General features: G+C 67.6%; 20 protein-coding genes and 2 tRNA genes. 8 read left to right on the top strand and 14 right to left on the bottom strand.

All coding sequences use genetic code 11. The features are described from left to right. Positions 1–251: 251 nt before the first annotated feature. Positions 252–578, bottom strand: coding sequence for a hypothetical protein (locus BX604_RS02190; protein ID WP_098549372.1), 327 nt, complete (start codon positions 576–578; stop codon positions 252–254). A 501-nt stretch (positions 579–1,079) separates the two neighbouring features. Between BX604_RS02190 and BX604_RS02185 the strand changes: the two genes are divergently transcribed. Beyond that, entirely contained in the window at positions 1,080–2,477 is a 1,398-nt protein-coding gene (locus BX604_RS02185; protein ID WP_098549371.1) for a sigma-54 dependent transcriptional regulator, read from the top strand. 41 nt (positions 2,478–2,518) lie between these two features. After that, complete coding sequence (locus BX604_RS02180) at positions 2,519–3,490, top strand: thymidylate synthase (RefSeq protein ID WP_098552673.1); 972 nt, start codon at positions 2,519–2,521, stop codon at positions 3,488–3,490. A 107-nt stretch (positions 3,491–3,597) separates the two neighbouring features. On the opposite strand, the gene BX604_RS02175 is transcribed toward BX604_RS02180, so the two are convergent. Beyond that, the gene (locus tag BX604_RS02175; protein ID WP_098549370.1) at positions 3,598–6,099 is read right to left on the bottom strand and encodes a DUF6600 domain-containing protein; all 2,502 of its coding nucleotides are present in this window, start codon (positions 6,097–6,099) and stop codon (positions 3,598–3,600) included. Between the two features lie 160 nt (positions 6,100–6,259). After that, the gene (locus BX604_RS02170) at positions 6,260–6,967 is read right to left on the bottom strand and encodes an ArsR/SmtB family transcription factor (RefSeq protein ID WP_098549369.1); all 708 of its coding nucleotides are present in this window, start codon (positions 6,965–6,967) and stop codon (positions 6,260–6,262) included. A 201-nt stretch (positions 6,968–7,168) separates the two neighbouring features. On the opposite strand from BX604_RS02170, the gene BX604_RS38875 reads away from it, so the two are divergent. Together BX604_RS38875 and BX604_RS02160 are read left to right on the top strand one after the other, a co-directional pair. Beyond that, a complete protein-coding gene (locus BX604_RS38875; RefSeq protein WP_006753078.1) occupies positions 7,169–7,309 on the top strand; it encodes a hypothetical protein in 141 nt (46 codons plus the stop codon). Between the two features lie 143 nt (positions 7,310–7,452). After that, positions 7,453–7,965, top strand: a complete 513-nt coding sequence (locus tag BX604_RS02160) for an acyl-CoA thioesterase (protein WP_098549367.1) — start codon at positions 7,453–7,455, stop codon at positions 7,963–7,965. Between the two features lie 45 nt (positions 7,966–8,010). Here BX604_RS02160 and fumC read toward each other — a convergent pair whose 3' ends face one another. The 3 genes from fumC to BX604_RS02145 form a co-directional block, all read right to left on the bottom strand. After that, complete coding sequence (fumC, locus tag BX604_RS02155) at positions 8,011–9,405, bottom strand: class II fumarate hydratase (RefSeq protein WP_098549366.1); 1,395 nt, start codon at positions 9,403–9,405, stop codon at positions 8,011–8,013. Positions 9,406–9,549: 144 nt separating this feature from the next. Beyond that, positions 9,550–10,938 carry a multidrug efflux MATE transporter NorM gene (norM, locus tag BX604_RS02150; RefSeq protein WP_098549365.1) on the bottom strand — a complete coding sequence of 463 codons (1,389 nt, stop codon included), beginning with the start codon at positions 10,936–10,938 and terminating at the stop codon, positions 9,550–9,552. A gap of 127 nt (positions 10,939–11,065) precedes the next feature. Continuing rightward, entirely contained in the window at positions 11,066–11,284 is a 219-nt protein-coding gene (locus BX604_RS02145) for an RNA-binding S4 domain-containing protein (protein WP_014897685.1), read from the bottom strand. A gap of 270 nt (positions 11,285–11,554) precedes the next feature. On the opposite strand from BX604_RS02145, the gene BX604_RS02140 reads away from it, so the two are divergent. Next, positions 11,555–11,959, top strand: a complete 405-nt coding sequence (locus BX604_RS02140) for a hypothetical protein (RefSeq protein WP_098549364.1) — start codon at positions 11,555–11,557, stop codon at positions 11,957–11,959. Between the two features lie 117 nt (positions 11,960–12,076). Here BX604_RS02140 and BX604_RS02135 read toward each other — a convergent pair whose 3' ends face one another. Continuing rightward, entirely contained in the window at positions 12,077–12,856 is a 780-nt protein-coding gene (locus tag BX604_RS02135; RefSeq protein ID WP_098549363.1) for a DUF4088 family protein, read from the bottom strand. On the opposite strand from BX604_RS02135, the gene BX604_RS38870 reads away from it, so the two are divergent. After that, positions 12,855–12,995: a hypothetical protein gene (locus BX604_RS38870; RefSeq protein ID WP_175776578.1), complete on the top strand. Its 141-nt coding sequence runs from the start codon at positions 12,855–12,857 to the stop codon at positions 12,993–12,995. The genes BX604_RS02135 and BX604_RS38870 overlap by 2 nt on opposite strands. A 20-nt stretch (positions 12,996–13,015) precedes the next feature. On the opposite strand, the gene BX604_RS02130 is transcribed toward BX604_RS38870, so the two are convergent. From BX604_RS02130 to fdxA, 7 genes are all read right to left on the bottom strand, one after another. Then, on the bottom strand, positions 13,016–13,354 hold the full coding sequence (locus tag BX604_RS02130; protein ID WP_098549362.1) for an AzlD domain-containing protein: 339 nt from the start codon (positions 13,352–13,354) through the stop codon (positions 13,016–13,018). After that, entirely contained in the window at positions 13,351–14,118 is a 768-nt protein-coding gene (locus BX604_RS02125) for an AzlC family ABC transporter permease (RefSeq protein ID WP_098549361.1), read from the bottom strand. The genes BX604_RS02130 and BX604_RS02125 overlap by 4 nt, the downstream gene beginning before the upstream one ends. A gap of 118 nt (positions 14,119–14,236) precedes the next feature. After that, positions 14,237–15,139, bottom strand: a complete 903-nt coding sequence (locus BX604_RS02120; RefSeq protein ID WP_098549360.1) for an AraC family transcriptional regulator — start codon at positions 15,137–15,139, stop codon at positions 14,237–14,239. Between the two features lie 61 nt (positions 15,140–15,200). Then, the gene (locus BX604_RS02115) at positions 15,201–15,686 is read right to left on the bottom strand and encodes a CreA family protein (RefSeq protein WP_098549359.1); all 486 of its coding nucleotides are present in this window, start codon (positions 15,684–15,686) and stop codon (positions 15,201–15,203) included. A 107-nt stretch (positions 15,687–15,793) separates the two neighbouring features. Next, positions 15,794–15,869, bottom strand: a tRNA-Asn gene (locus BX604_RS02110). Between the two features lie 70 nt (positions 15,870–15,939). Beyond that, positions 15,940–16,015: transfer RNA gene (locus BX604_RS02105), tRNA-Asn, on the bottom strand. Positions 16,016–16,122: 107 nt separating this feature from the next. After that, positions 16,123–16,446: a ferredoxin FdxA gene (gene fdxA / locus BX604_RS02100; protein WP_059235411.1), complete on the bottom strand. Its 324-nt coding sequence runs from the start codon at positions 16,444–16,446 to the stop codon at positions 16,123–16,125. Positions 16,447–16,727: 281 nt separating this feature from the next. Between fdxA and pncB the strand changes: the two genes are divergently transcribed. Next, positions 16,728–17,927, top strand: coding sequence for a nicotinate phosphoribosyltransferase (pncB, locus tag BX604_RS02090; protein ID WP_098549358.1), 1,200 nt, complete (start codon positions 16,728–16,730; stop codon positions 17,925–17,927). Positions 17,928–18,013: 86 nt separating this feature from the next. Beyond that, positions 18,014–18,676 carry a LutC/YkgG family protein gene (locus BX604_RS02085; RefSeq protein WP_098549357.1) on the top strand — a complete coding sequence of 221 codons (663 nt, stop codon included), beginning with the start codon at positions 18,014–18,016 and terminating at the stop codon, positions 18,674–18,676. The last annotated feature ends 14 nt before the right edge of the window (positions 18,677–18,690 follow it).

Below are 18,690 nucleotides of genomic sequence, written 5' to 3'. Positions count from 1 at the left end.
GAATCGGGATGGCGCCGATTCTACCGGAACGGCGACCTGTGCCGGATTCGGAGCGGGCTGGCAGCGGTGTTCGCTTGCGGGCATCCGCGACGAGGATGCGCCGAACAAAAAGAGTGCCCGCCGGGGGACGGGCACGAAAAAGGTGCGCGTAGTTGCGTCGACGATGCGGGACGCGATTCGACATCGTTCGTCACGAAACCAATCGATATGTAATCCTCATCGAGTATCGAATAGGCGAAATCGCGTACGCCTCATTGACGTAGCGGGCTTCCTGCGCTGCCTGCCATCGCGTGCTGCATGTCGCCGGGGCGCGGTGCAGGAATCGGCATCGGCAGCGGGGCGGGCGGTGTGATCTCGTCCCACAGCGTTACCGAGGATTTGTTGGAGGAAAGCGGTTGCGGCGCCGCGACGAACATGACGTCGAACTCGTCGTCCTGCCGTGCGTTCAGGGTGCTTTCGGCAAGCAGCATCGCATGATCGGGCGTCACGCTTTCGTCCGCGTAGGCCGGCATGAACGGACAGGCCGCTGCGAGCGCAATCGCAGCGGGAACGAAAGACAGTAAAAGGGCTTTTCGCATGGTCGAGCTCTCCGATCTGTTACCCATTCAGCGAAATGCATGCCATCGCGCGAGGAGCGTTGTCGCATCTGCGGCTCGCTCGTGGGCATTGAGAATCGCGGTCGAAAACACCGAAAAATGTTTCAGGCTTGAAACGACGGGGCTCGGGAATACTGCGGATTCAATCGTCACGCTGCAAGGATGAAAATCGGCGCGTGTGTTGATGCGGGAAGGTGTCACTGCCCATGTGCTATGTGCAGAGGATTGACCTATATCGACCGCTGAGCGATTCGGCCGCTCGCCCATGTGCGCTGCAATTGGTTTGTCGTATTCGGCGCCTATAACTAAGCTGTCTTGATCAAAAAATAACTGGACGCGAAACAAGCGCCATCAAGCGAGGCTTGTCATTGCCGCGTTTGGATATGGCGAATCGAGCTGCTTCGGCTGACCCGATTCGGTCCCTTTCGTACGTGATTTTGCGTGCGCGGCAATCGTTAGACGGTTGATGAACGGGGTGTACATATGGGAGCCGAGCAGAGGCATGTAATCTATTTTTCGCGCGAACCGAACGACGCGTTGCGCGGGCATTTCGACGAATGCGGATGGCGCGTCGATCTTGCGGAGACCGCACGCGACGTGCGGCGCGTCGTGCAGCACGGCGTTGCATCCGCCGGCCTGCTCGATTTTTCACCGGGTTTCAGGCCCGCGGACCTGCGCGAACTCGAAGCGTGTCTGAGCATTCAGCACATCGGCTGGATCGCCGCGACCCGGCGTGGCCAATTGCAGGACGCCACGCTGCGGCATCTGATTCGTGATTATTGCTTCGACTACGTGACGATGCCGTACGAAACCGCACGCATCGTCGAGACGGTCGGCCATGCGCACGGGATGGTTGCCCTGACGGATCCGGTGGCGGCGCCGGTCGGCGCCGGGCGCGCCGAAGGCGAGATGGTCGGCACCTGCGACGCGATGCTCGGACTGTTCAAGACGATCCGGCGCGTCGCGACGACCGATGCACCGGTATTTATTTCCGGCGAATCGGGCACCGGCAAGGAACTGACGGCCGTCGCGATTCACGAGCGCTCGTCGCGTGCGCACGCGCCGTTCGTCGCGATCAATTGCGGTGCGATCCCGTCGACGCTGCTGCAGGCCGAACTGTTCGGCTATGAGCGCGGCGCGTTTACCGGGGCGAATCAGCGCAAGATCGGCCGTGTCGAAGCGGCCAATGGCGGCACGCTGTTTCTCGACGAGATCGGCGACCTGCCGCTCGAAAGCCAGGCGAGCCTGCTGCGCTTCCTGCAGGAAGGCAAGATCGAGCGGCTCGGCGCGCACGTATCGGTGCCGGTCGACGTGCGCGTGATCTGCGCGACCCACGTGGACATGGAGGTGGCGCTGCGCGAAGGGCGTTTCCGCGAGGACCTGTTCCATCGCCTGTGCGTGCTGAAGATCGAGGAGCCGCCGTTGCGCGCGCGCGGCAAGGATATCGAGGTGCTGGCGCGCCACATGCTCGAGCGCTTCAAGGGCGACGCGCATCGCCGCCTGCGCGGTTTTTCACCGGATGCGATCGCCGCACTGTACGGCTATTCGTGGCCGGGCAACGTGCGCGAGCTGATCAACCGCGTGCGCCGGGCGATCGTGATGTCTGAGGGCCGGATGATCACAGCGGCCGATCTCGAACTGAACGAGTTCGCGATACTCGCGCCCGTGTCGCTGACGGAGGCGCGGGAGGCGGCCGAACGGCAGGCGATCGAGCAGGCGCTGCTGCGCCATCGCGGCCGTTTTGCCGATGCCGCACGGGAGCTCGGCGTGTCGCGCGTCACGCTTTACCGGCTGATGTGTGCACATGGAATGCGGGATCGCGGCGATACGCTGGCAGGGTTTTCGGCACCGTTGCCGGAGGTTCCGCGGCACGCTTGCTAAAATTGGCGGGTACGGCCGCCCTCGCGGCCGAAGGAACCCGCATGAAACAGTACCTCGATCTCGTTCGCACCATCCTCGACACCGGCACCTGGCAGGAGAACCGCACGGGCATCCGCACCATCAGCATGCCCGGTGCGATGCTGCGTTTCGACCTCCAGCAAGGTTTCCCGGCCGTCACGACCAAGAAGCTCGCGTTCAAGTCCGCGGTCGGCGAACTGGTCGGTTTCCTGCGTGCGTCGCGTAGCGCGGCCGATTTCCGCGCGCTCGGCTGCAAGGTGTGGGACGCGAACGCGAACGACAATGCGCAGTGGCTCGCGAACCCGTATCGCCAGGGCGTCGACGACCTGGGTGACGTGTATGGCGTGCAATGGCGCCAGTGGCCCGGCTACAAGGTGCTCGATGCGGGCGCCGACGCGCAGATCGCCGACGCGACGCGCCGCGGTTTCCGGATCGTCACGCGTTTCGACGAGGACGGTGCGCCGAAGGTGCTGCTGTACAAGGCGATCGACCAGTTGCGCCAGTGTCTCGACACGATCATGGAAAACCCGTCCGACCGCCGTATTCTGTTTCATGCATGGAATCCTGCGGTGCTCGATCAGATCGCGCTGCCCGCGTGCCATCTGCTGTACCAGTTCCTGCCGAACGTCACGAAGCGCGAGATTTCGCTGTGCCTGTACATCCGCAGCAACGACGTCGGGCTCGGCACGCCGTTCAACCTGACCGAAGGAGCCGCTCTGCTGGCGCTGGTCGGCCGGCTGACGGGCTACACGCCGCGCTGGTTCACGTATTTCATCGGCGACGCGCACATCTACGAGAATCAGCTCGACATGCTGCAGCAGCAGCTCACACGCGAGCCGTACGAGAGCCCGCGGCTCGAGATCGCCGAGCGCGTGCCGGACTACGCGAAGACGGGGGTGTATGCGCCTGAATGGCTCGAGCAGATCGAACCATCCGATTTCTCGCTCGTCGGCTATCGGCACCATGAGCCGCTGACCGCGCCGATGGCGGTCTGACGACCCATAGGGTCGGGCGGCGCGGAACCCGCGATTCCCGCCCGGCAGCAGAATGAAGGCCCGACCGGCGTCAGCCGGCCGGGCCTTTTCGCTTTATCGGACGACGGTTACGGACGGCGTCGTTCCTCGTGACCGCCCGCTGGCGGACTGCTGCGGTGCGGCGCTTCGACGTGCGGCGCCGGCTGCGGCCGCGGCTCCATGTGCGGCGCGGGCATCGACGGCCGCGGCTCCATGCGCGGTGCCGGCGGTTGCGGTCGCGGCATCGGATGCGCGGCGGGCGCGGGCGGGCGGTACTCGTTCACGCGCGGCGGCGCGACTTCGTGTCGTGGCGCCGGTTGCGCAAATTCGGGGCGTGGTTGCGGTACGGGGACCGCGCGTTCCGGTCGCGGTTGCGAATGCTGGGCCGGCACCGCGAAATCAGGGCGCGGTCGCGGCTGCGGAAGCTGCGCGGTCGTGTCGAGTCGCGGTTGCGGCAATGCGCGCGGCATGTCCTGGCGCATGCCGGGTGGGGTGCCCGGTGTGTTTTCCGGATGCGGCACCGGCGCCGCGCTGCGGACGGGCGGCAGCGCGTTCTGTCCCGCCGCGTGCAGCGCGGTCGGCGGCGTCGGGCGCTGACGTTCCATGGGCGCGTGCGGTTGCATCCAGACGGGCGCCGACGTGGCGGCCGCATGCGGCGTGCCGCGTTCGTCCGGACCGTTGCCGGCCGCCGGCGGGTGCGGGACGGTGTTGCCAGGGGCGAATGCCGGATGCAGGGTCTCGCGGCCCGGCTGTTGCGGTGTGCTGTCGTTGACCAAACGCGCGGCATCGGGCGTCGCACCGTTCGCAGGTCGCACCACGTTCGCCATGGCCTGCATCGGCATACCGGGCCGCGCGGCCGGTGCCGGAGCCTGAGCCGGCTGGCCTTCGCGCGGCGCATGCGCCGGCTGCACGACGGGGCCGTGCGGATTCACGAGCTGCACGTTGCGCATCGCCCAGGCGCCGCCTTTCGGATTGCCCGGCACGTGGACCTGGCGCGCCGTATAGTCCGGCGGCACGGTCGTCCTCACGACCGGCGCGCCCGCACCTGGCACGTGCTCGCCTTGCCGGGCGAGATGCGCGGCCGCCTGGTCGCGATAGGCGGCCGGTACGGCCGGATTCCGGGTCGCGACGAACGGGTGCTGTCCGATCGCCGCCGGCGGATGGAAGCTGGCGGTGCGCAGCGCCCCGGTAAAGCTCTGGCGGACCGGCGCGATGCCGGGCGTACCGGGCATCACGTGCGCATTGCGCCATTGCCGCGGATCGACGTGCTGCGAGAAGTGCGCGACCGGCTGGCCGTGCACGAACGCCGACGCCGGCACGGCCGTGATCGCATGGGGCGCGCGGAAGTTCACGTACGTCTTGTTGATGTTGGTGATGTTCGTCACGTTGACGGTCCTGTTCACCGTGACGTTGTTCACCACGATGTTCCGGTTCACGCGATCGTAGTAATGCGGGCTCCAGCCGCCCCAGCCCGGGTGCCACGCTTCACCCGGGCCGAGCGCGAACCATGCGCAGCCGGCCGCGGCGACGCCGCCGACCGTCAGCGCGACGCTCCAGTCGGGGCCGTCGCCACCGCCCACGAACGCGACGAGTGCCGGCGCGTAGACAGGCGGCTGGCTGACGGCCATCGCGCCGGGCACCCACGCCCAGCTGTCGTCGACATAGGCCCAGCGGCCGTAGTGATACGGCGCGAAGCCCCATGGCGCGTCGTCGACCCAGGTCCAGCCCCACGGCGCCTGCCAGATCCAGTGCCCGTCGTGATAGGGCGCCCAGTCGGCCGACGTGTCGTTCGGCACCCAGACCGCGCCGTAATTCGGGGTTTCTCGCCACGTGCCGTTCGCGTCGAGATCCTGATAGCCGGGGATGTCGCGCGACACATAGCGGGCCGACACCGAGCGTTCCTCGGCCGCATCGCGGCTCGCGGCCCACTGGTCGAGCGCATCGGGGTCGGGTGCCGCTGACTGTTGCGCGACCTGCAGGTCGGTGCCGGTGAACACGACCTGCTGCCCGGCCGACAGCGGATACTGCCCGTTGCTGCCGTAGACGGTCGCCGTGCCGCTGCGCACGGTCACCGTCGTGCTCGTGCCGTTCGGCGCGACGTCGACGCGATAGTCGCCGGGGCCGCCGATGCCGAGCGCGAGATTGGGGGTGTCGATTTCATACGAGCCGCCGGACGGCAGTTCGCGCACGTGCGTTGATACCGTGCCGAGGCCGACCTTGAGCTGTGTCGTCGTGTCGTCCAGGTTCAGCACGGACAGGCTCGTCGATGCGCCGAGCCGCACGGCCGTCGAGCCGATGTGCAGTTCCGAACGCGCGTCGGCGTCGTTCCACAATTGATCGCCGGTGGTCAGCGGCCGGTTCACGGCGGCGTACGACCACGTATCGGTGCCTGCGGGCTCCGTCGTCACCGCGCCCGACAGGTAGTTGAGCCGGGCGACGCGGCCGGGCGGGTCGCCGCCCGATTGCCGGGGAGCGGCCGCATACGGCGCCGCTGTGGTCGATTGCGCGAATGCGGGGGGCAGGGTCGCCAGCGCGACGCACGCGAGCAGGGTGCAGCGTGCGGTTCGCTTCAGCTTGAACAGGGAGGCCATGTTGAGCGTCTTGTCGTGGACGCGGCGCGTCGATTCGTGCCGTCCAGTTCACAATATCCGCTCGACCTGTTTCAGTGCTCGGTGTTTTGTAAGTCGAATGGCTCGCGATGTAACAAAACCTGTCCATCGCGCGCCGTGGTCGTGCAGCGCAAGGCGCGCGTCAAACGGACGTAAGCCACCCGTCGAAAATCTGCTGGCCCGGCACGGTGACGCGCAGCACGCGCGGTCGCGCGGTGCGCTCGATCCAGCCGTGCGTGCAGAAGCTGTCGAGCAGCGCTGCACCGAGTGCGCCGCCCAGATGTGCGCGGCGCTCGCTCCAGTCGAGACAGCCGCATGCGAAGCGGCGCCGGCGCGCGCGTTGCTGCTCGACGTCGATGCCCCAGCGCGCGAGCGCCTGGGTGCCGAGTTCGGTGGCCTCGATCTCGTCGCCATGTGCCTGCAGCCAGCCGCGCGCGGTGAGTCCGTCGAAGATCCGGACCGCGAGTTCGCCGGCCATGTGGTCGTAGCAGGTGCGCGCATAGCGCAACTCTGCCGGCACCGTGCGCGATGGCGGCGGAACCGGGCGATTGGGGGCCGCGGCGCGGGCGACGTTCGCGAGCGCTTCGAGCGATGCCGCGATGTCGGCCGACGCGAGCCGGTAATAGCGGTGCCGGCCGCGCACGTCGAGCGCGAGCAGGCCGCCTTCGGTCAGGCGGGCGAGGTGCGCGCTCGCGGCGGACGGCGACAGCCCCGCGATCATCGTCAGTTCGCCGGCCGGCCGTGCGCTGCCGTCCATCAGCACCCACAGCATCGCGGCGCGTCCCGGATCCGCGATCAGCGCGCCGATGCGGCTCAGGCCCGGAAAGTGGTGGTCGTCTTGATCGCTCATCGTCGTGTCTCGTCTGGCGGAATGACTGCAGTGTAGGCGCTGCGCGCATTCGATGTTTCGTGTTCGGATGAAATGTCGAATGCGGTGGGGCGGCGCCGGCCCGGCATCGTCGCGGCGGGCCGGACTGCGGCCGCCGGCCGGGCACGCGTAGAATGGCCGGACGCGGCGGCAGTGGGCCGCCGGATGCGACACGATGCAACGATGAAGACGATTTTCTGCCTGTTGGCGGCCGCGCTGGTCTGCGCGGCCTGTGCGCAGGGCGGCGCGGGTGCCGCCGGCGAGCGGGGCGGCAGCCTCGAGATGTACGGAACGATCGATCAGGGAATCACGGTGCGCCGCTGACGGGCACCGGTTTCCGGCGGCATTCCGCGTCAGCGCACGGTTGCGCGTGGTGTGCCCGCCGCGCCGCGCGCATGGCGACGCATTGCCGCAGTGCAACGTATAATGCGCCGATTGCAGCGCCCCCGCCGCCTGGAGCCAACAAGATGTCCCAACCGTCCCCCGTACCGGCCGCTCTCGACCGCACCGAAACCGTATTCCGTTTCCTCGCCGAACCGTCGTCCGTGAATTTCGGCGGCAAGGTGCATGGCGGCGCGCTGATGAAGTGGATCGACGAGGTCGCGTATGCCTGCGCGGCGGTCTGGTCGAGCCGCTACTGCGTGACGGTCAGCGTTGGCAACATCCGCTTCCAGCGTCCGATCCTCGTCGGCAACCTGGTCGAACTGAAGGCGCGCGTCGTTGCAACGGGCCGCACCAGCATGCACATCCACGTGTCCGTGCATGCGGGCGATCCGAAGGGTGGCGTGCTGCGCCAGACGACCGACTGCCTCGTCGTGTTCGTCGCGGTCGACGAGAACGGCAACCCGGTGCCGGTGCCGCCGTTCGTGCCCGAGACCGACGAGCAGAGAGTGCTCGCGAAATATGCGGCCGACGTGCGTGCCGCGCTCGACAAGATCGTCGAGATGAAGCCCGACGAAGTGGCGAAGGGCACGGTCTGACGCTCACGGGCGCCGCGCGTTCGCGCCGCGCCCGTCAGTGCGCGATTACCGCGATCCGATCATCTGCTCGGGTCGCACCCACGCATCGAATTCCGCCTCGGTCAGGTAGCCGAGCGCGAGTGCGGCGGCCTTCAGCGTCGTGCCTTCCTTGTGCGCCTTCTTCGCGATCTGCGCGGCCTTGTCGTAGCCGATGTGCGGGTTGAGCGCCGTCACCAGCATCAGCGATTCGTTCAGCAGCAGGTCGATGCGCGCGCGGTTCGGCTCGATGCCCACCGCGCAGTGGTCGTTGAAGCTCTGCGCGCCGTCGGCGAGCAGCCGCACCGATTGCAGCACGTTGTGCGCGATCATCGGCCGGAACACGTTCAGCTCGAAATTGCCGCTTGCGCCGCCGACGTTGACCGCGACGTCGTTGCCGAACACCTGGCAGCACAGCATCGTCACGGCTTCCGACTGCGTCGGATTCACCTTGCCCGGCATGATCGAGCTGCCCGGCTCGTTTTCCGGAATCGACAGCTCGCCGAGCCCGCAGCGCGGCCCGCTCGCGAGCCAGCGGACGTCGTTGGCGATCTTCATCAGGCTGGCCGCGACGGTCTTCAGCGCGCCGTGCGCGAACACCAGAGCGTCGGCGGCCGCCATCACCTCGAACTTGCTCGGTGCCGTCACGAACGGCAGCTTGGTCAGCCGGCCGATCTCGTCGGCGACGCGCACCGCGAATTCCGGATGCGCGTTCAGCCCGGTGCCGACCGCGGTGCCGCCCAGCGCGAGTTCGTACAGGTGCGGCAGCGTCGATTCGAGGTGCCGGATGCCCTGGTCGAGTTGCGCGACGTAGCCGGAAAATTCCTGGCCGAGCGTGAGCGGCGTCGCGTCCTGCAGGTGCGTGCGGCCGATCTTCACGATGTCGGCGAATGCCTTCGACTTCGCATCGAGCGTCGTGCGCAGCGTGCGTAGCGCGGGCAGCAGGTGATTGACGATCGCGTACGCGGCCGCGATGTGCATCGCGGTCGGGAACACGTCGTTCGACGACTGGCCGCGGTTCACGTCGTCGTTCGGGTGCACCTTGCGCGCTTCGCCGCGCTCGCCGCCCATCAGCTCGCTCGCGCGGTTCGCGATCACCTCGTTGAGGTTCATGTTGGTCTGCGTGCCGGAGCCCGTCTGCCAGACGGCGAGCGGGAATTCACGCGGATGCTTGCCGGCGATGATTTCGTCGGCCGTGTCGATGATCGCGCGTGCCTTGTCGTCGGCGAGCACGCCGAGCGACTGGTTCACCGCGGCCGCCGCGCGCTTGACGATCGCGAGCGCGTGGATCAGCTCGGGCGACTGCTTCTCCGTCGAGATCCGGAAATTCTGCAGCGAGCGCTCGGTCTGCGCGCCCCAGAGCCGGTCGGCCGGCACGGCGATCTCGCCGAACGTGTCGCGTTCCATCCGAACTGCTTCGTTCATGATGCACTCCTCTTGGGAAGGGGAAAGGCCGCGCGTCGCGCGGCGTCTGGCGTATCGTGGGGCAGTCGCGCCGCCTGGACGGCGGCGTTCTGGATCTTCAGCAGACAAGGATAGCGCCGGCGGCGATTTCGCGTCGTGTTGCGTTCAGCGCGTCGCGGCGATGAGCGACGCGCTCTTCAGATGGAAGCGCCATGCCATCAGCACGGCGACGCTCGCGAGGCCGGCCGCGAGCCCCCACCACAGGCCGCGGGCGCCGAGGCCCGCGTGGAAGGCCAGCCAGTAGCCGGTCGGGAAGCCGATTCCCCAGTAGCCGAAGGTCGCCGCGAGCATCGGGATGCGCGTGTCCTTCAGTCCGCGCAATGCGCCGGATGCGACGGTCTGCATCCCGTCGACGATCTGGAACACCGCGGCGATGCCGAGCAGCGACGCGGCGAGCGACACCGTGCCGACGTTCGACGGATCGTCGAGGTGCAGGTACAGGCCGACGATCGCATGCGGCGCGACGATCAGCACGAGACCGGACAGCGACATGAACGCGACGCCGAGGCCGAGCGCGACGAAGCCCGCGTGCCGCGCGGCGACCGGCGCACCGGCGCCGACCCAGTAGCCGACCCGTACGTTGGCAGCCTGGCCGATCGCGAGCGGCACCATGAACGCCACTGACGCAACGTTCAGCGCGATCTGGTGCGCAGCGAGCGAGGTCGCGCCGAGCACGCCGATGGTCAGGCCCGTCGCGAGAAAGAGCGTCGATTCGACCCCGTACGTGATCGCCACCGGCCAGCCGATGCCGATCAGCTCGCCCATCACGGGCAGCTTCGGGCGCGCCGCGATCACGAAATGGCGGAACCGCTGGCGGCCGTGCAGCAGCCAGATCAGCGCGAGCGCCGTGAGCCAGATCGTGATCGTCGTCGCGACGGCCGAACCGAGGAAGCCCAGCCGCGGCAACCCGAAGGCGCCGTGGATCAGCCCGTAGTTCAGCACGCCGTTGATGCCGACGCCGCCGATCGACACCCACAGCAGCCGCCGTGCGGCGCCGATCGCGGGCAGGAACGCGCGCATCAGCCCGACGCCGATCAGGCTGCCGAGCGCCGCGAAGCGCAGGACGCCGGTGTATTCGCCGACGTGATGCGCGAGCAGCGGCGGCTCGTGGAACATCAGCAGGATCGGTTCGGACAGCGACAGCGCGACGATCGCCGGAATCGCGAGCAGCACGGACAGCACGAAGCCGGTCCAGTAGATGTGCGGCACCCGGTGTTCGGCCTGCGCGCCGCGCGCATGCGCGACGCTCACGCTCACCGACGACAGCACGCCCTGCAGCACGGTCACGATGACGAAGAAGAAGTTCGCGCCGAGGCCGCCGGCCGCGAGCGAACCGGGGCCGAGCGAGCCGAGCAGCACCGTGTCGGTGACGCTCATCGCCATCTGCGAGAGTTGTGCGATCGCGAGCGGCGCGGCGAGGCGCGCGGTATCGACGGCATGACTGGACAGGGACGGCGGCGCGGCGGCCGTCCGCGTAAGACCGGAATGCGACATGGAATGGGCGCTCGCGCGGGTGCGGGCCCGCGCTGTCTGTATTTATTTTGAGAGACAGCTAGCTTACGGCTTTATTGAAACCGTGTCGAACGCGCACCGATGGCCATGTCGGGGTCAGGGGGAACCGCTATGCGTCGTGGACCGCGATCCGCGTATCGCCGAACAGCACGACCTGGCCTGCGCGGATCTTGCAGGTCTTGCGCAGCTCGACCGCACCGTCGACTTTCACCGCGCCGGACGCGACGAACATCTTCGCGGTGCCGCCGCTGTCCGCGAGACCGGTGATCTTGAGAAGGTTGTGCAACTCGACGTATTCGCCGGTCAGCGTGAAATCCAGGTTGGGCATGACGAAAGGGGTGCGCAATGCGCGGGAGGAGTCGCCCCGCATCATACGGCACCGCGGGCCGGCACGCGAGCGCGCACGGCTGCGGCTCGCAGTTGTTAAGGACTGTGAGCCATTCGTCAGCAAATGAAACGGTGGGTAACAGTCTGAGAGATTCGAGAACCGGCCGTGCGGCCCGCAGGTCTTTCGTCGTACCTGCTGCATGTTGCGGCAGGGGACGCGACGGATCGCATCGACGCGATCCGCGCCAACAACTTCTTGAGGAGGACTGTCATGTCCAAGATTCGTACGATGTTGATCGGTGCCGCGCTGACGGCGTTCGCCACTTCGGCCGCATTCGCGCAGACGGGCGTCGCGACCCAGGGCAGCGCGGGTGCCGGCATGCAGGCGCAGGCGCCGGCTGCGGATGTCGGTGCAGGCGTGCAAGGCGGTGCCGGCGCGAACGCATCGGGCAATGCGGCGGGCGGCGCGACCGACGCGCTCGGCACGGCGGCCGACGGCGCGAAGGATACGGCTTCGTCGGCGGTTCACTCGACCAAGAAGCACGCGAAGCATGCGGCGAAGTCGGCCAAGCACCATGCCGGTACGGCCAAGTCGAAGGTGGGCGACGCAGCGGCCGAAGGCGGTGCATCGGCAGGCGTGCAGGGCGGTGCCGCGGCCCAGGGCGCCACGCAGTAAGCGATGCCCCATCGCCGCGCGACGCTCGCCCCGGACGGCGCGTCGCGAGGGCGATAATCCGGCGGCCCGGTTCGCATTGCGCGATCCGGGCCGTTTTTCATGCGCCGGCGCGCTCCGTCATGGCCGGCGCTGTTCCGGCCCCGGTCCGGGCGCACGCCGCGTGGCGGCGGCCGGCGTAAAGATGCTGCGCAGCCATCCGGCAAGCCGCGCGAACACGTCGTACGGTTCGTCGACGAAGATCTCGGGTTTCAGGAGCCGCATGTACTCCATGATCTGCTGCGCTTCCTGTTTCTGGAACGAGCCGTGCGAGAGGCCGAGCCGCAGCAGCCCGCGCAGCTCGCCGAGCTTGTCGCGCGCGGCGCTGCCGACGCTCATCTCGCACGCGAGCTTTGCCTCGTAGATGCGCTGCCGCAGCGACTCCGCAAGCCGCCACGCGGGCGTCTGCATCATCTCCTCGAGGGTCTGGATATCGTGCACCGCGCTCTTGATCTGCGCGGCGAGCGGGTCGACGAGCGAGACGTCGCTCTGCGCTTCGGCGACGATCGCCTTGGCCCAGTCGCGGCATGCCTTCGCGAGCTCGTCCGGCGTCCACTCGGAGCGCGACGCGAAACCGAAGCCGAATTCGCCGGCCTGTCGCATCAGGATCGCGACGACGTCCGGGAACTCCTTGTCGAGCGTGCGTTTTGCCCACGCGTACTGGCCGCCCTCGAGCATGCGCTGCACCGCGTGCTCGGTCAGCGGCACCATGTTGTCGAGCAGTTTGGCGCGCAGGAAATCCTCGAACGACGGCGTCGCGAACTGCGGGTCGAGCTTCAGCGATACGCGCACGAACGCATCGTAGTCTTTGCGCAGGGACGCAACGGTGTCGTCCTTGATGGAAAGGGTGATCTGGCCCATGAATCGTCTCGATGGCGGCCCGCGCGGGCAGGTCGCCGGCATCACGCACCAGGACGGGCGCAGCGTCGACGGACCGGTTCGCGCCGAGGCCGATGGCGGGTTTTCATTCCCTATATCGGCGCGCCGCACGCAAACTTGAGCGCGACCCGCAAAGCGCGCTTACGCCGGTAGCCAGTGCGGCATCACGATCCCTTGCCAGCAGAAGAACACCGCGAGCCCGACTGCGATCGTCAGGAGCGGCCGGCGCGTCGTGGCCGACACGAGCACGGCGGCGAGCGCGCCGACGAGCTGCGGATTGCGCCAGGTCAGCTCGGCCGTGCCGCCGTGCGGCGAGACGACCATCGGCACGATGATCGCGGTCAGCACGGTGACGGGCACGAAGCCGAGCGCGGTCCGCACGAGCGGCGGAAAGGTCAGACGCTCGCCGAACAGGAACAGCGTCGTCCGGATCGCATAGGTGATGACGGCCATCCCGAGGATCAGCAGCGCGTAGCTCACGATGCGGCCTCCGTGCGTGAACCGGTGCGCGAGCGCGCGTGCAGCAGCGTGAGCGCGACGCCGACCGTCACGCCGGCGGCCACGGCGCCCAGCAGCCCGAGCTTGTACGGCCAGCCCTGCCAGAAGTACGCGAGCGTGCCGGCCGTCGCGGCGGCCGCGAAATAGCGCAGCGTGCCGAGTTGCGGGACGACGATCGCGATGAAGGTTGCCGCCATCGCGAAATCGAGACCGAGCGACTGGAGGCCCGGGAACGCGGCGCCGAAGCCGATGCCCGCAAGCGTCCAGACCTGCCAGTTCAGGTACATCGCGAGGCCCGAGCCGAAGAAGTAGTATGGGCCGATCGCGCCGGGCGGGAAGTGCCGGTAGTGCGCATAGGCGACCGCGAACACCTCGTCGGTCATCAGCGCGCCGAGCGTTGCGCGCCAGCGCAGCGGCAGGTGCGCGACATACGGCGCGAGCGTCGCGCTGTACAGCAGGTGGCGCAGGTTCACGATCAGCGTCGTCGCGAGCACGACGACGAAGCTCGCGCTGCCGGCGATCAGGCCGAGCGCGATGAATTGCGCGGAGCCGGCGAACACGGCAAGCGACATCAGCGCGCCGTGCCAGGCGGCGAGCGGGCCGCCGCCGACGAGTGTGCCGAAGATCACGCCGAACGGCGCCGCGCCGATCATCATCGGAATCGTGTCGCGTGCACCGTCGAGCCATTCGTTCAGCGGACGGCGGGGTGGGGTCGAGGGGACGGGGTTCAAGGGGCGCTTCTCCATGAGTCGGAGGATAGCGGGCCGGCGTCGTGACGGCTTGTATGTTCTTGCGCCCGCCGATGTCGGTGGCGCGACCTGCGGACACGGTTCCCCGCGCCGGCACAGGCGCGAAACCCCTGCGTCAGCGCGCCTGCCAGCGCCCGGGCGGCACCCCGAACATCCGTTTGAAGTGTCGCGTGAAGTGGCTCTGGTCGACGAAGCCGCTTGCCGCCGCGACATCGGCGACGGGCACGCCCGCGCGCAACGGCGCGAGCGCGCGCTGCAGCCGCAACTGGTTGCGCCACGCATGCGGCGGCATCCCGGTCGTACGGGTGAACAGGCGCGCTGCGTGGAACGACGACAGGCCGGCTGCCTGCGCGACATCGTCGAGCGTCACCGCGCACGTGAGATCGGCCGCGAGCCGTTCGCGCATCGCGTCGACGCGCGGCTCGTCTGCCGCGAGCACCGCTGGCTGCAGTCGTGCGTCGGCATGGCGTGCGATCAGCGTCGACAGTGCGTCGAGCATCGCCGTTTCGGCGGCGAGCGGGTCGTACACGCGCGGCGTCCCGGGCGCGGGAGCGTCGGCGGCCGCCGGCCCGTGCAAGCCGGATGGCGGCATGGGTTCGCTGCCGGCTTCCATCATCCGGTGCGCGAGCGCGAGGCGCGCCGCGAGATCGGGGTCCCGGATCACGCCGGACGGGAACCATGGCGCATCTTGCGGGCGGCCGGCGATCGCGCTCGCGAGTGCGCGGATATAGTCGATCGGCACGTAGCTGACGCGATAGCACCAGCCCTCGTCGGTCGCGCGCGAGCCCGTGTGCACTTCGCCGGGATTGATCACCGGCACGGTGCCGGTTTCGGCGACATGGCCGCTGCCGCGGCAGGTATAGCGCTCCGCGCCCTCGAGGATCACCGGAATCGTGTACGCGTCGTGCCAGTGCGGCGCGAACGTATGGTCGCGATAGGTGGCCGTGAGCAGGTCCGCATCCGGCAGCAGCGGCGTGCGCCAGTAGCGTGCGGAATCCGGAAGGCGGGTGGCGGACATGGTCGGGCGCGGAAACAGTCGAATCGACAGTGTATCGCTCGCGCGCCCGGCAGGTGCGGGCTTACTTGACCGGAATCGTCGTGCCGGCCGGCATCGGCACCGCGGTGACGGCGTTCTTCGGGCTGCCGCTGACGATGCGGTCGCTGTAGGTCAGGTAGACGAGCGTGTTGCGCTTCTTGTCGACCACGCGCACGACGTGCAGCGTCTTGAAGATGAACGACATGCGCTCGCTGAACACTTCGGTCTGCTGCTTGAGCGGTTCCTTGAAGCTGAGCGGGCCGACCTGCCGGCAGGCGATCGACGCTTCGCTGGGATCTTCCGCGACGCCGAGCGTGCCCTTGATCCCGCCGGTGCGGGCGCGCGACACGTAGCAGGTCACGCCGCTCACGAGCGGATCGTCGTACGCTTCGACGACCACGCGATCGGAGCCCGTCACGCGGAAATGGGTGTTGACGCTGCCGACTTCCTCCGCGTGCGCGAACGGGGCGACGGTCAGGACGGAAAAGAGCAGGGCGAACGGCGTGGCGGAAAGGAGGCGGTGCTTCATCGACGGAACCGGGTGCGAATGCGGGACAAAGACTCTAGCATGCGCGGCGGCGGCCGACGGGCGCCGAAAAGACAAAAGGCCCGTCGAATGACGGGCCTTTCATTGTCTGGCTCCCCGACCTGGGCTCGAACCAGGGACCTACGGATTAACAGTCCGGCGCTCTACCGACTGAGCTATCGGGGAATAAATCGGTACATCTGCGTGTTGGGTTTCCAACAAAAAACCCGTCCACTTTCAACGGGCTTGATGTTTTTGGCTCCCCGACCTGGGCTCGAACCAGGGACCTACGGATTAACAGTCCGGCGCTCTACCGACTGAGCTATCGGGGAACAAACAACAACAGCAGAGAAACGAGATTGTATGGGGTGTTCGCTAGCCTGTCAACACTTTTGGGCGGAGGCGCTCAAAAATTTTTCGGCACCGCGCCGCAGCGCGATCAGCGCTCGAGCAGGTGCAGCTTCTCTTGCACGTCCTTCCACTCGTCCGCGTCGGCCGGGGCCGGCTTGGTCTTCGTGATCGACGGCCAGCCCTTCGCCAGCTCGGCGTTCAGTTCGGTGAACTGCTGCTGGTCGCCCGGAACGTCTTCTTCGGCATAGATCGCATTGGTCGGGCACTCGGCGACGCACACGGCGCAGTCGATGCACTCGTCCGGATCGATGGCGAGAAAGTTGGGACCTTCACGGAAGCAATCCACCGGGCACACATCCACGCAGTCCGTGTATTTGCACTTGATGCAGCCTTCGGTCACAACGTGAGTCATTAAAACGCTCCTGCTTGGCGGTATATATGGGGTGGCGTTTGCGCCAAAAGCGGCATTGTAACTGAAGCGCAAAACCCGCATGACGTGGTCGGCTTTCCGGCTTATATCGTTTCGTGATTAGTTTATGGCGTCGGCGGCGGGCAGCGACAGACGGCGCGCAGCCCGACGAGGGCGGGGAGGGGTTTCACGATGGTCGGGCACGCATTCGGGTAACATGGCCGACAGACCGGGCGGCGCGCGGTGCGCCGGGGCCCGGTCACGATATTGGCGGTACCGCAATCATGATCATCACTTCGCTGCTCGACACGGATCTCTACAAGTTCACGATGATGCAGGTCGTCCTGCATCACTTTCCTGCCGCAAACGTCGAATACCGGTTTCGGTGCCGCACGCCCGGCGTCGATCTCGTGCCGTATATCGACGAGATTCGCGACGAGGTGCGCGGCCTCTGTTCGCTACGCTTCACCGACGACGAGCTCGACTACCTGCGGCGCATGCGCTTCATCAAGAGCGACTTCGTCGACTTCCTGGCGCTGTTCCACCTGAACGAGAAGTACATCTCGATCACGCCTTCGCCGAAGGGCAACGGCGAGATCGACATCGAGATCGTCGGGCCGTGGCTGCACACGATCCTGTTCGAGATCCCGGTGCTGGCGATCGTCAACGAAGTCTATTTCCGCAACACGCAGCGCGAGCCCGACTATCGCGAAGGCCGCGAGCGGCTGCGCGAGAAGGTCAAGCTGCTCGGCGCGAAACCCGAGTTCGCCGACTGCAAGATCGCCGACTACGGCACGCGCCGGCGCTTCTCGAAGGTGTGGCACGAGGAGGTCGCGCTGACGCTGCGCGACGGGCTCGGGCCGCAATTCGCGGGCACGAGCAACGTGTTCTACGCGATGAAGCACGACCTGACGCCGCTCGGCACGATGGCGCACGAATACCTGCAGGCATGCCAGGCGCTCGGCCCGCGGCTGCGCGATTCGCAGACCTACGGTTTCGAGATGTGGGCGAAGGAATACCGCGGCGACCTCGGGATCGCGCTGTCGGACGTCTACGGGATGGATGCGTTCCTGAACGACTTCGACATGTACTTCTGCAAGCTGTTCGACGGCGCGCGTCACGACTCGGGCGATCCGTTCGACTGGGGCGAGCGCATGCTGCATCACTACGAAGCGAACCGCTGCGACCCGCGCACCAAGGTGCTCGTGTTCTCCGACGCGCTCGACATCCCGAAGGTCATGCAGCTGTACGAACGGTTCCGCAGCCGCTGCAAGCTCGCGTTCGGCGTCGGCACCAACCTCACGAACGATCTCGGCTACGTGCCGCTGCAGATCGTGATCAAGATGGTTCGCTGCAACGGGCAGCCGGTCGCCAAGCTGTCGGATTCGCCGGGCAAGAGCATGTGCGACGACAAGGCGTATCTCGCCTATCTGCGCCAGGTGTTCGGCATCGCACAGCCGGCCGACGACGACGCGTCGAAGTAGGCATCGGCCGAACGGGCAGGTGCGTCGCGGCGGTGGCCGCCGGTATAATTCGACGGTATCGCACGCCAACGTCACGAGGACCGTTCATGGACACTTCCGCTGCCCGTCGCCAGATCCTCGCGCGCATTCGCGCGGCGCAGGGACGCACGGGCGAACCCGATGCAACGGAGCGCGAAGGCGTCGCCGACTATCTCGCCCGTCATCCCGAGGGGCCGCGTCCGCCGATGCCGGCCGACCTCGCCGCCGCGTTCGTCGACGAAGCCGCGCGTCTGTCGACGACGGTCGACGAAGTCGCGACGCTCGCCGACGCGCCCGCTGCCGCTGCCCGCTATCTTTCCGCTCATGGCCTGCCGATGCAGGCCGTCGCATGGCGCACGCTGTCCGAGCTCGACTGGGCCGGTGCCGGCCTGTCGGTCGAGTGCCGCAAGCCGCGCGACGGCGATCTCGTCGGCCTGACGGGCTGCTTCTGCGCGACCGCCGAAACGGGATCGCTGGTGCTGTTGTCCGGCCCCGACACCTATGCGTCGGCCGGCCTGCTGCCGGAAACCCACATCGCGATCGTGCCGGCGTCGCGGATCGTCGCCGGCCATGAAGACGCATTCGCGCTGATTCGCGCGGAGCGGGGCGAATTGCCGCGCGCGGTCAATTTCGTGTCGGGCCCGTCGCGCACCGGCGACATCGAGCAGACCATCGTGCTGGGCGCACACGGCCCGTACCGCGTTCACGCGATCGTCGTGCGGGGCGCGTGACGCGTCCGCTGTAC

It is taken from the genome of Burkholderia sp. JKS000303, from assembly GCF_002563755.1.
In the GTDB taxonomy this organism is placed as follows: Bacteria; Pseudomonadota; Gammaproteobacteria; order Burkholderiales; family Burkholderiaceae; genus Burkholderia; species Burkholderia anthina_B.
The sequence above is the reverse complement of the archived record's forward strand: the minus strand, read 5'-3'. Positions and strand labels throughout refer to the sequence as shown.

Coding starts and splice junctions, on each gene's coding strand:
- BX604_RS02190 (WP_098549372.1), bottom strand. CDS start 578: ATGCGAAAAGCCCTTTTACTGTCTTTCGTTCCCGCTGCGATTGCGCTC.
- BX604_RS02185 (WP_098549371.1), top strand. CDS start 1,080: ATGGGAGCCGAGCAGAGGCATGTAATCTATTTTTCGCGCGAACCGAAC.
- BX604_RS02180 (WP_098552673.1), top strand. CDS start 2,519: ATGAAACAGTACCTCGATCTCGTTCGCACCATCCTCGACACCGGCACC.
- BX604_RS02175 (WP_098549370.1), bottom strand. CDS start 6,099: ATGGCCTCCCTGTTCAAGCTGAAGCGAACCGCACGCTGCACCCTGCTC.
- BX604_RS02170 (WP_098549369.1), bottom strand. CDS start 6,967: ATGAGCGATCAAGACGACCACCACTTTCCGGGCCTGAGCCGCATCGGC.
- BX604_RS38875 (WP_006753078.1), top strand. CDS start 7,169: ATGAAGACGATTTTCTGCCTGTTGGCGGCCGCGCTGGTCTGCGCGGCC.
- BX604_RS02160 (WP_098549367.1), top strand. CDS start 7,453: ATGTCCCAACCGTCCCCCGTACCGGCCGCTCTCGACCGCACCGAAACC.
- fumC (WP_098549366.1), bottom strand. CDS start 9,405: ATGAACGAAGCAGTTCGGATGGAACGCGACACGTTCGGCGAGATCGCC.
- norM (WP_098549365.1), bottom strand. CDS start 10,938: ATGTCGCATTCCGGTCTTACGCGGACGGCCGCCGCGCCGCCGTCCCTG.
- BX604_RS02145 (WP_014897685.1), bottom strand. CDS start 11,284: ATGCCCAACCTGGATTTCACGCTGACCGGCGAATACGTCGAGTTGCAC.
- BX604_RS02140 (WP_098549364.1), top strand. CDS start 11,555: ATGTCCAAGATTCGTACGATGTTGATCGGTGCCGCGCTGACGGCGTTC.
- BX604_RS38870 (WP_175776578.1), top strand. CDS start 12,855: ATGAATCGTCTCGATGGCGGCCCGCGCGGGCAGGTCGCCGGCATCACG.
- BX604_RS02135 (WP_098549363.1), bottom strand. CDS start 12,856: ATGGGCCAGATCACCCTTTCCATCAAGGACGACACCGTTGCGTCCCTG.
- BX604_RS02125 (WP_098549361.1), bottom strand. CDS start 14,118: ATGGAGAAGCGCCCCTTGAACCCCGTCCCCTCGACCCCACCCCGCCGT.
- BX604_RS02120 (WP_098549360.1), bottom strand. CDS start 15,139: ATGTCCGCCACCCGCCTTCCGGATTCCGCACGCTACTGGCGCACGCCG.
- BX604_RS02115 (WP_098549359.1), bottom strand. CDS start 15,686: ATGAAGCACCGCCTCCTTTCCGCCACGCCGTTCGCCCTGCTCTTTTCC.
- fdxA (WP_059235411.1), bottom strand. CDS start 16,446: ATGACTCACGTTGTGACCGAAGGCTGCATCAAGTGCAAATACACGGAC.
- pncB (WP_098549358.1), top strand. CDS start 16,728: ATGATCATCACTTCGCTGCTCGACACGGATCTCTACAAGTTCACGATG.
- BX604_RS02085 (WP_098549357.1), top strand. CDS start 18,014: ATGGACACTTCCGCTGCCCGTCGCCAGATCCTCGCGCGCATTCGCGCG.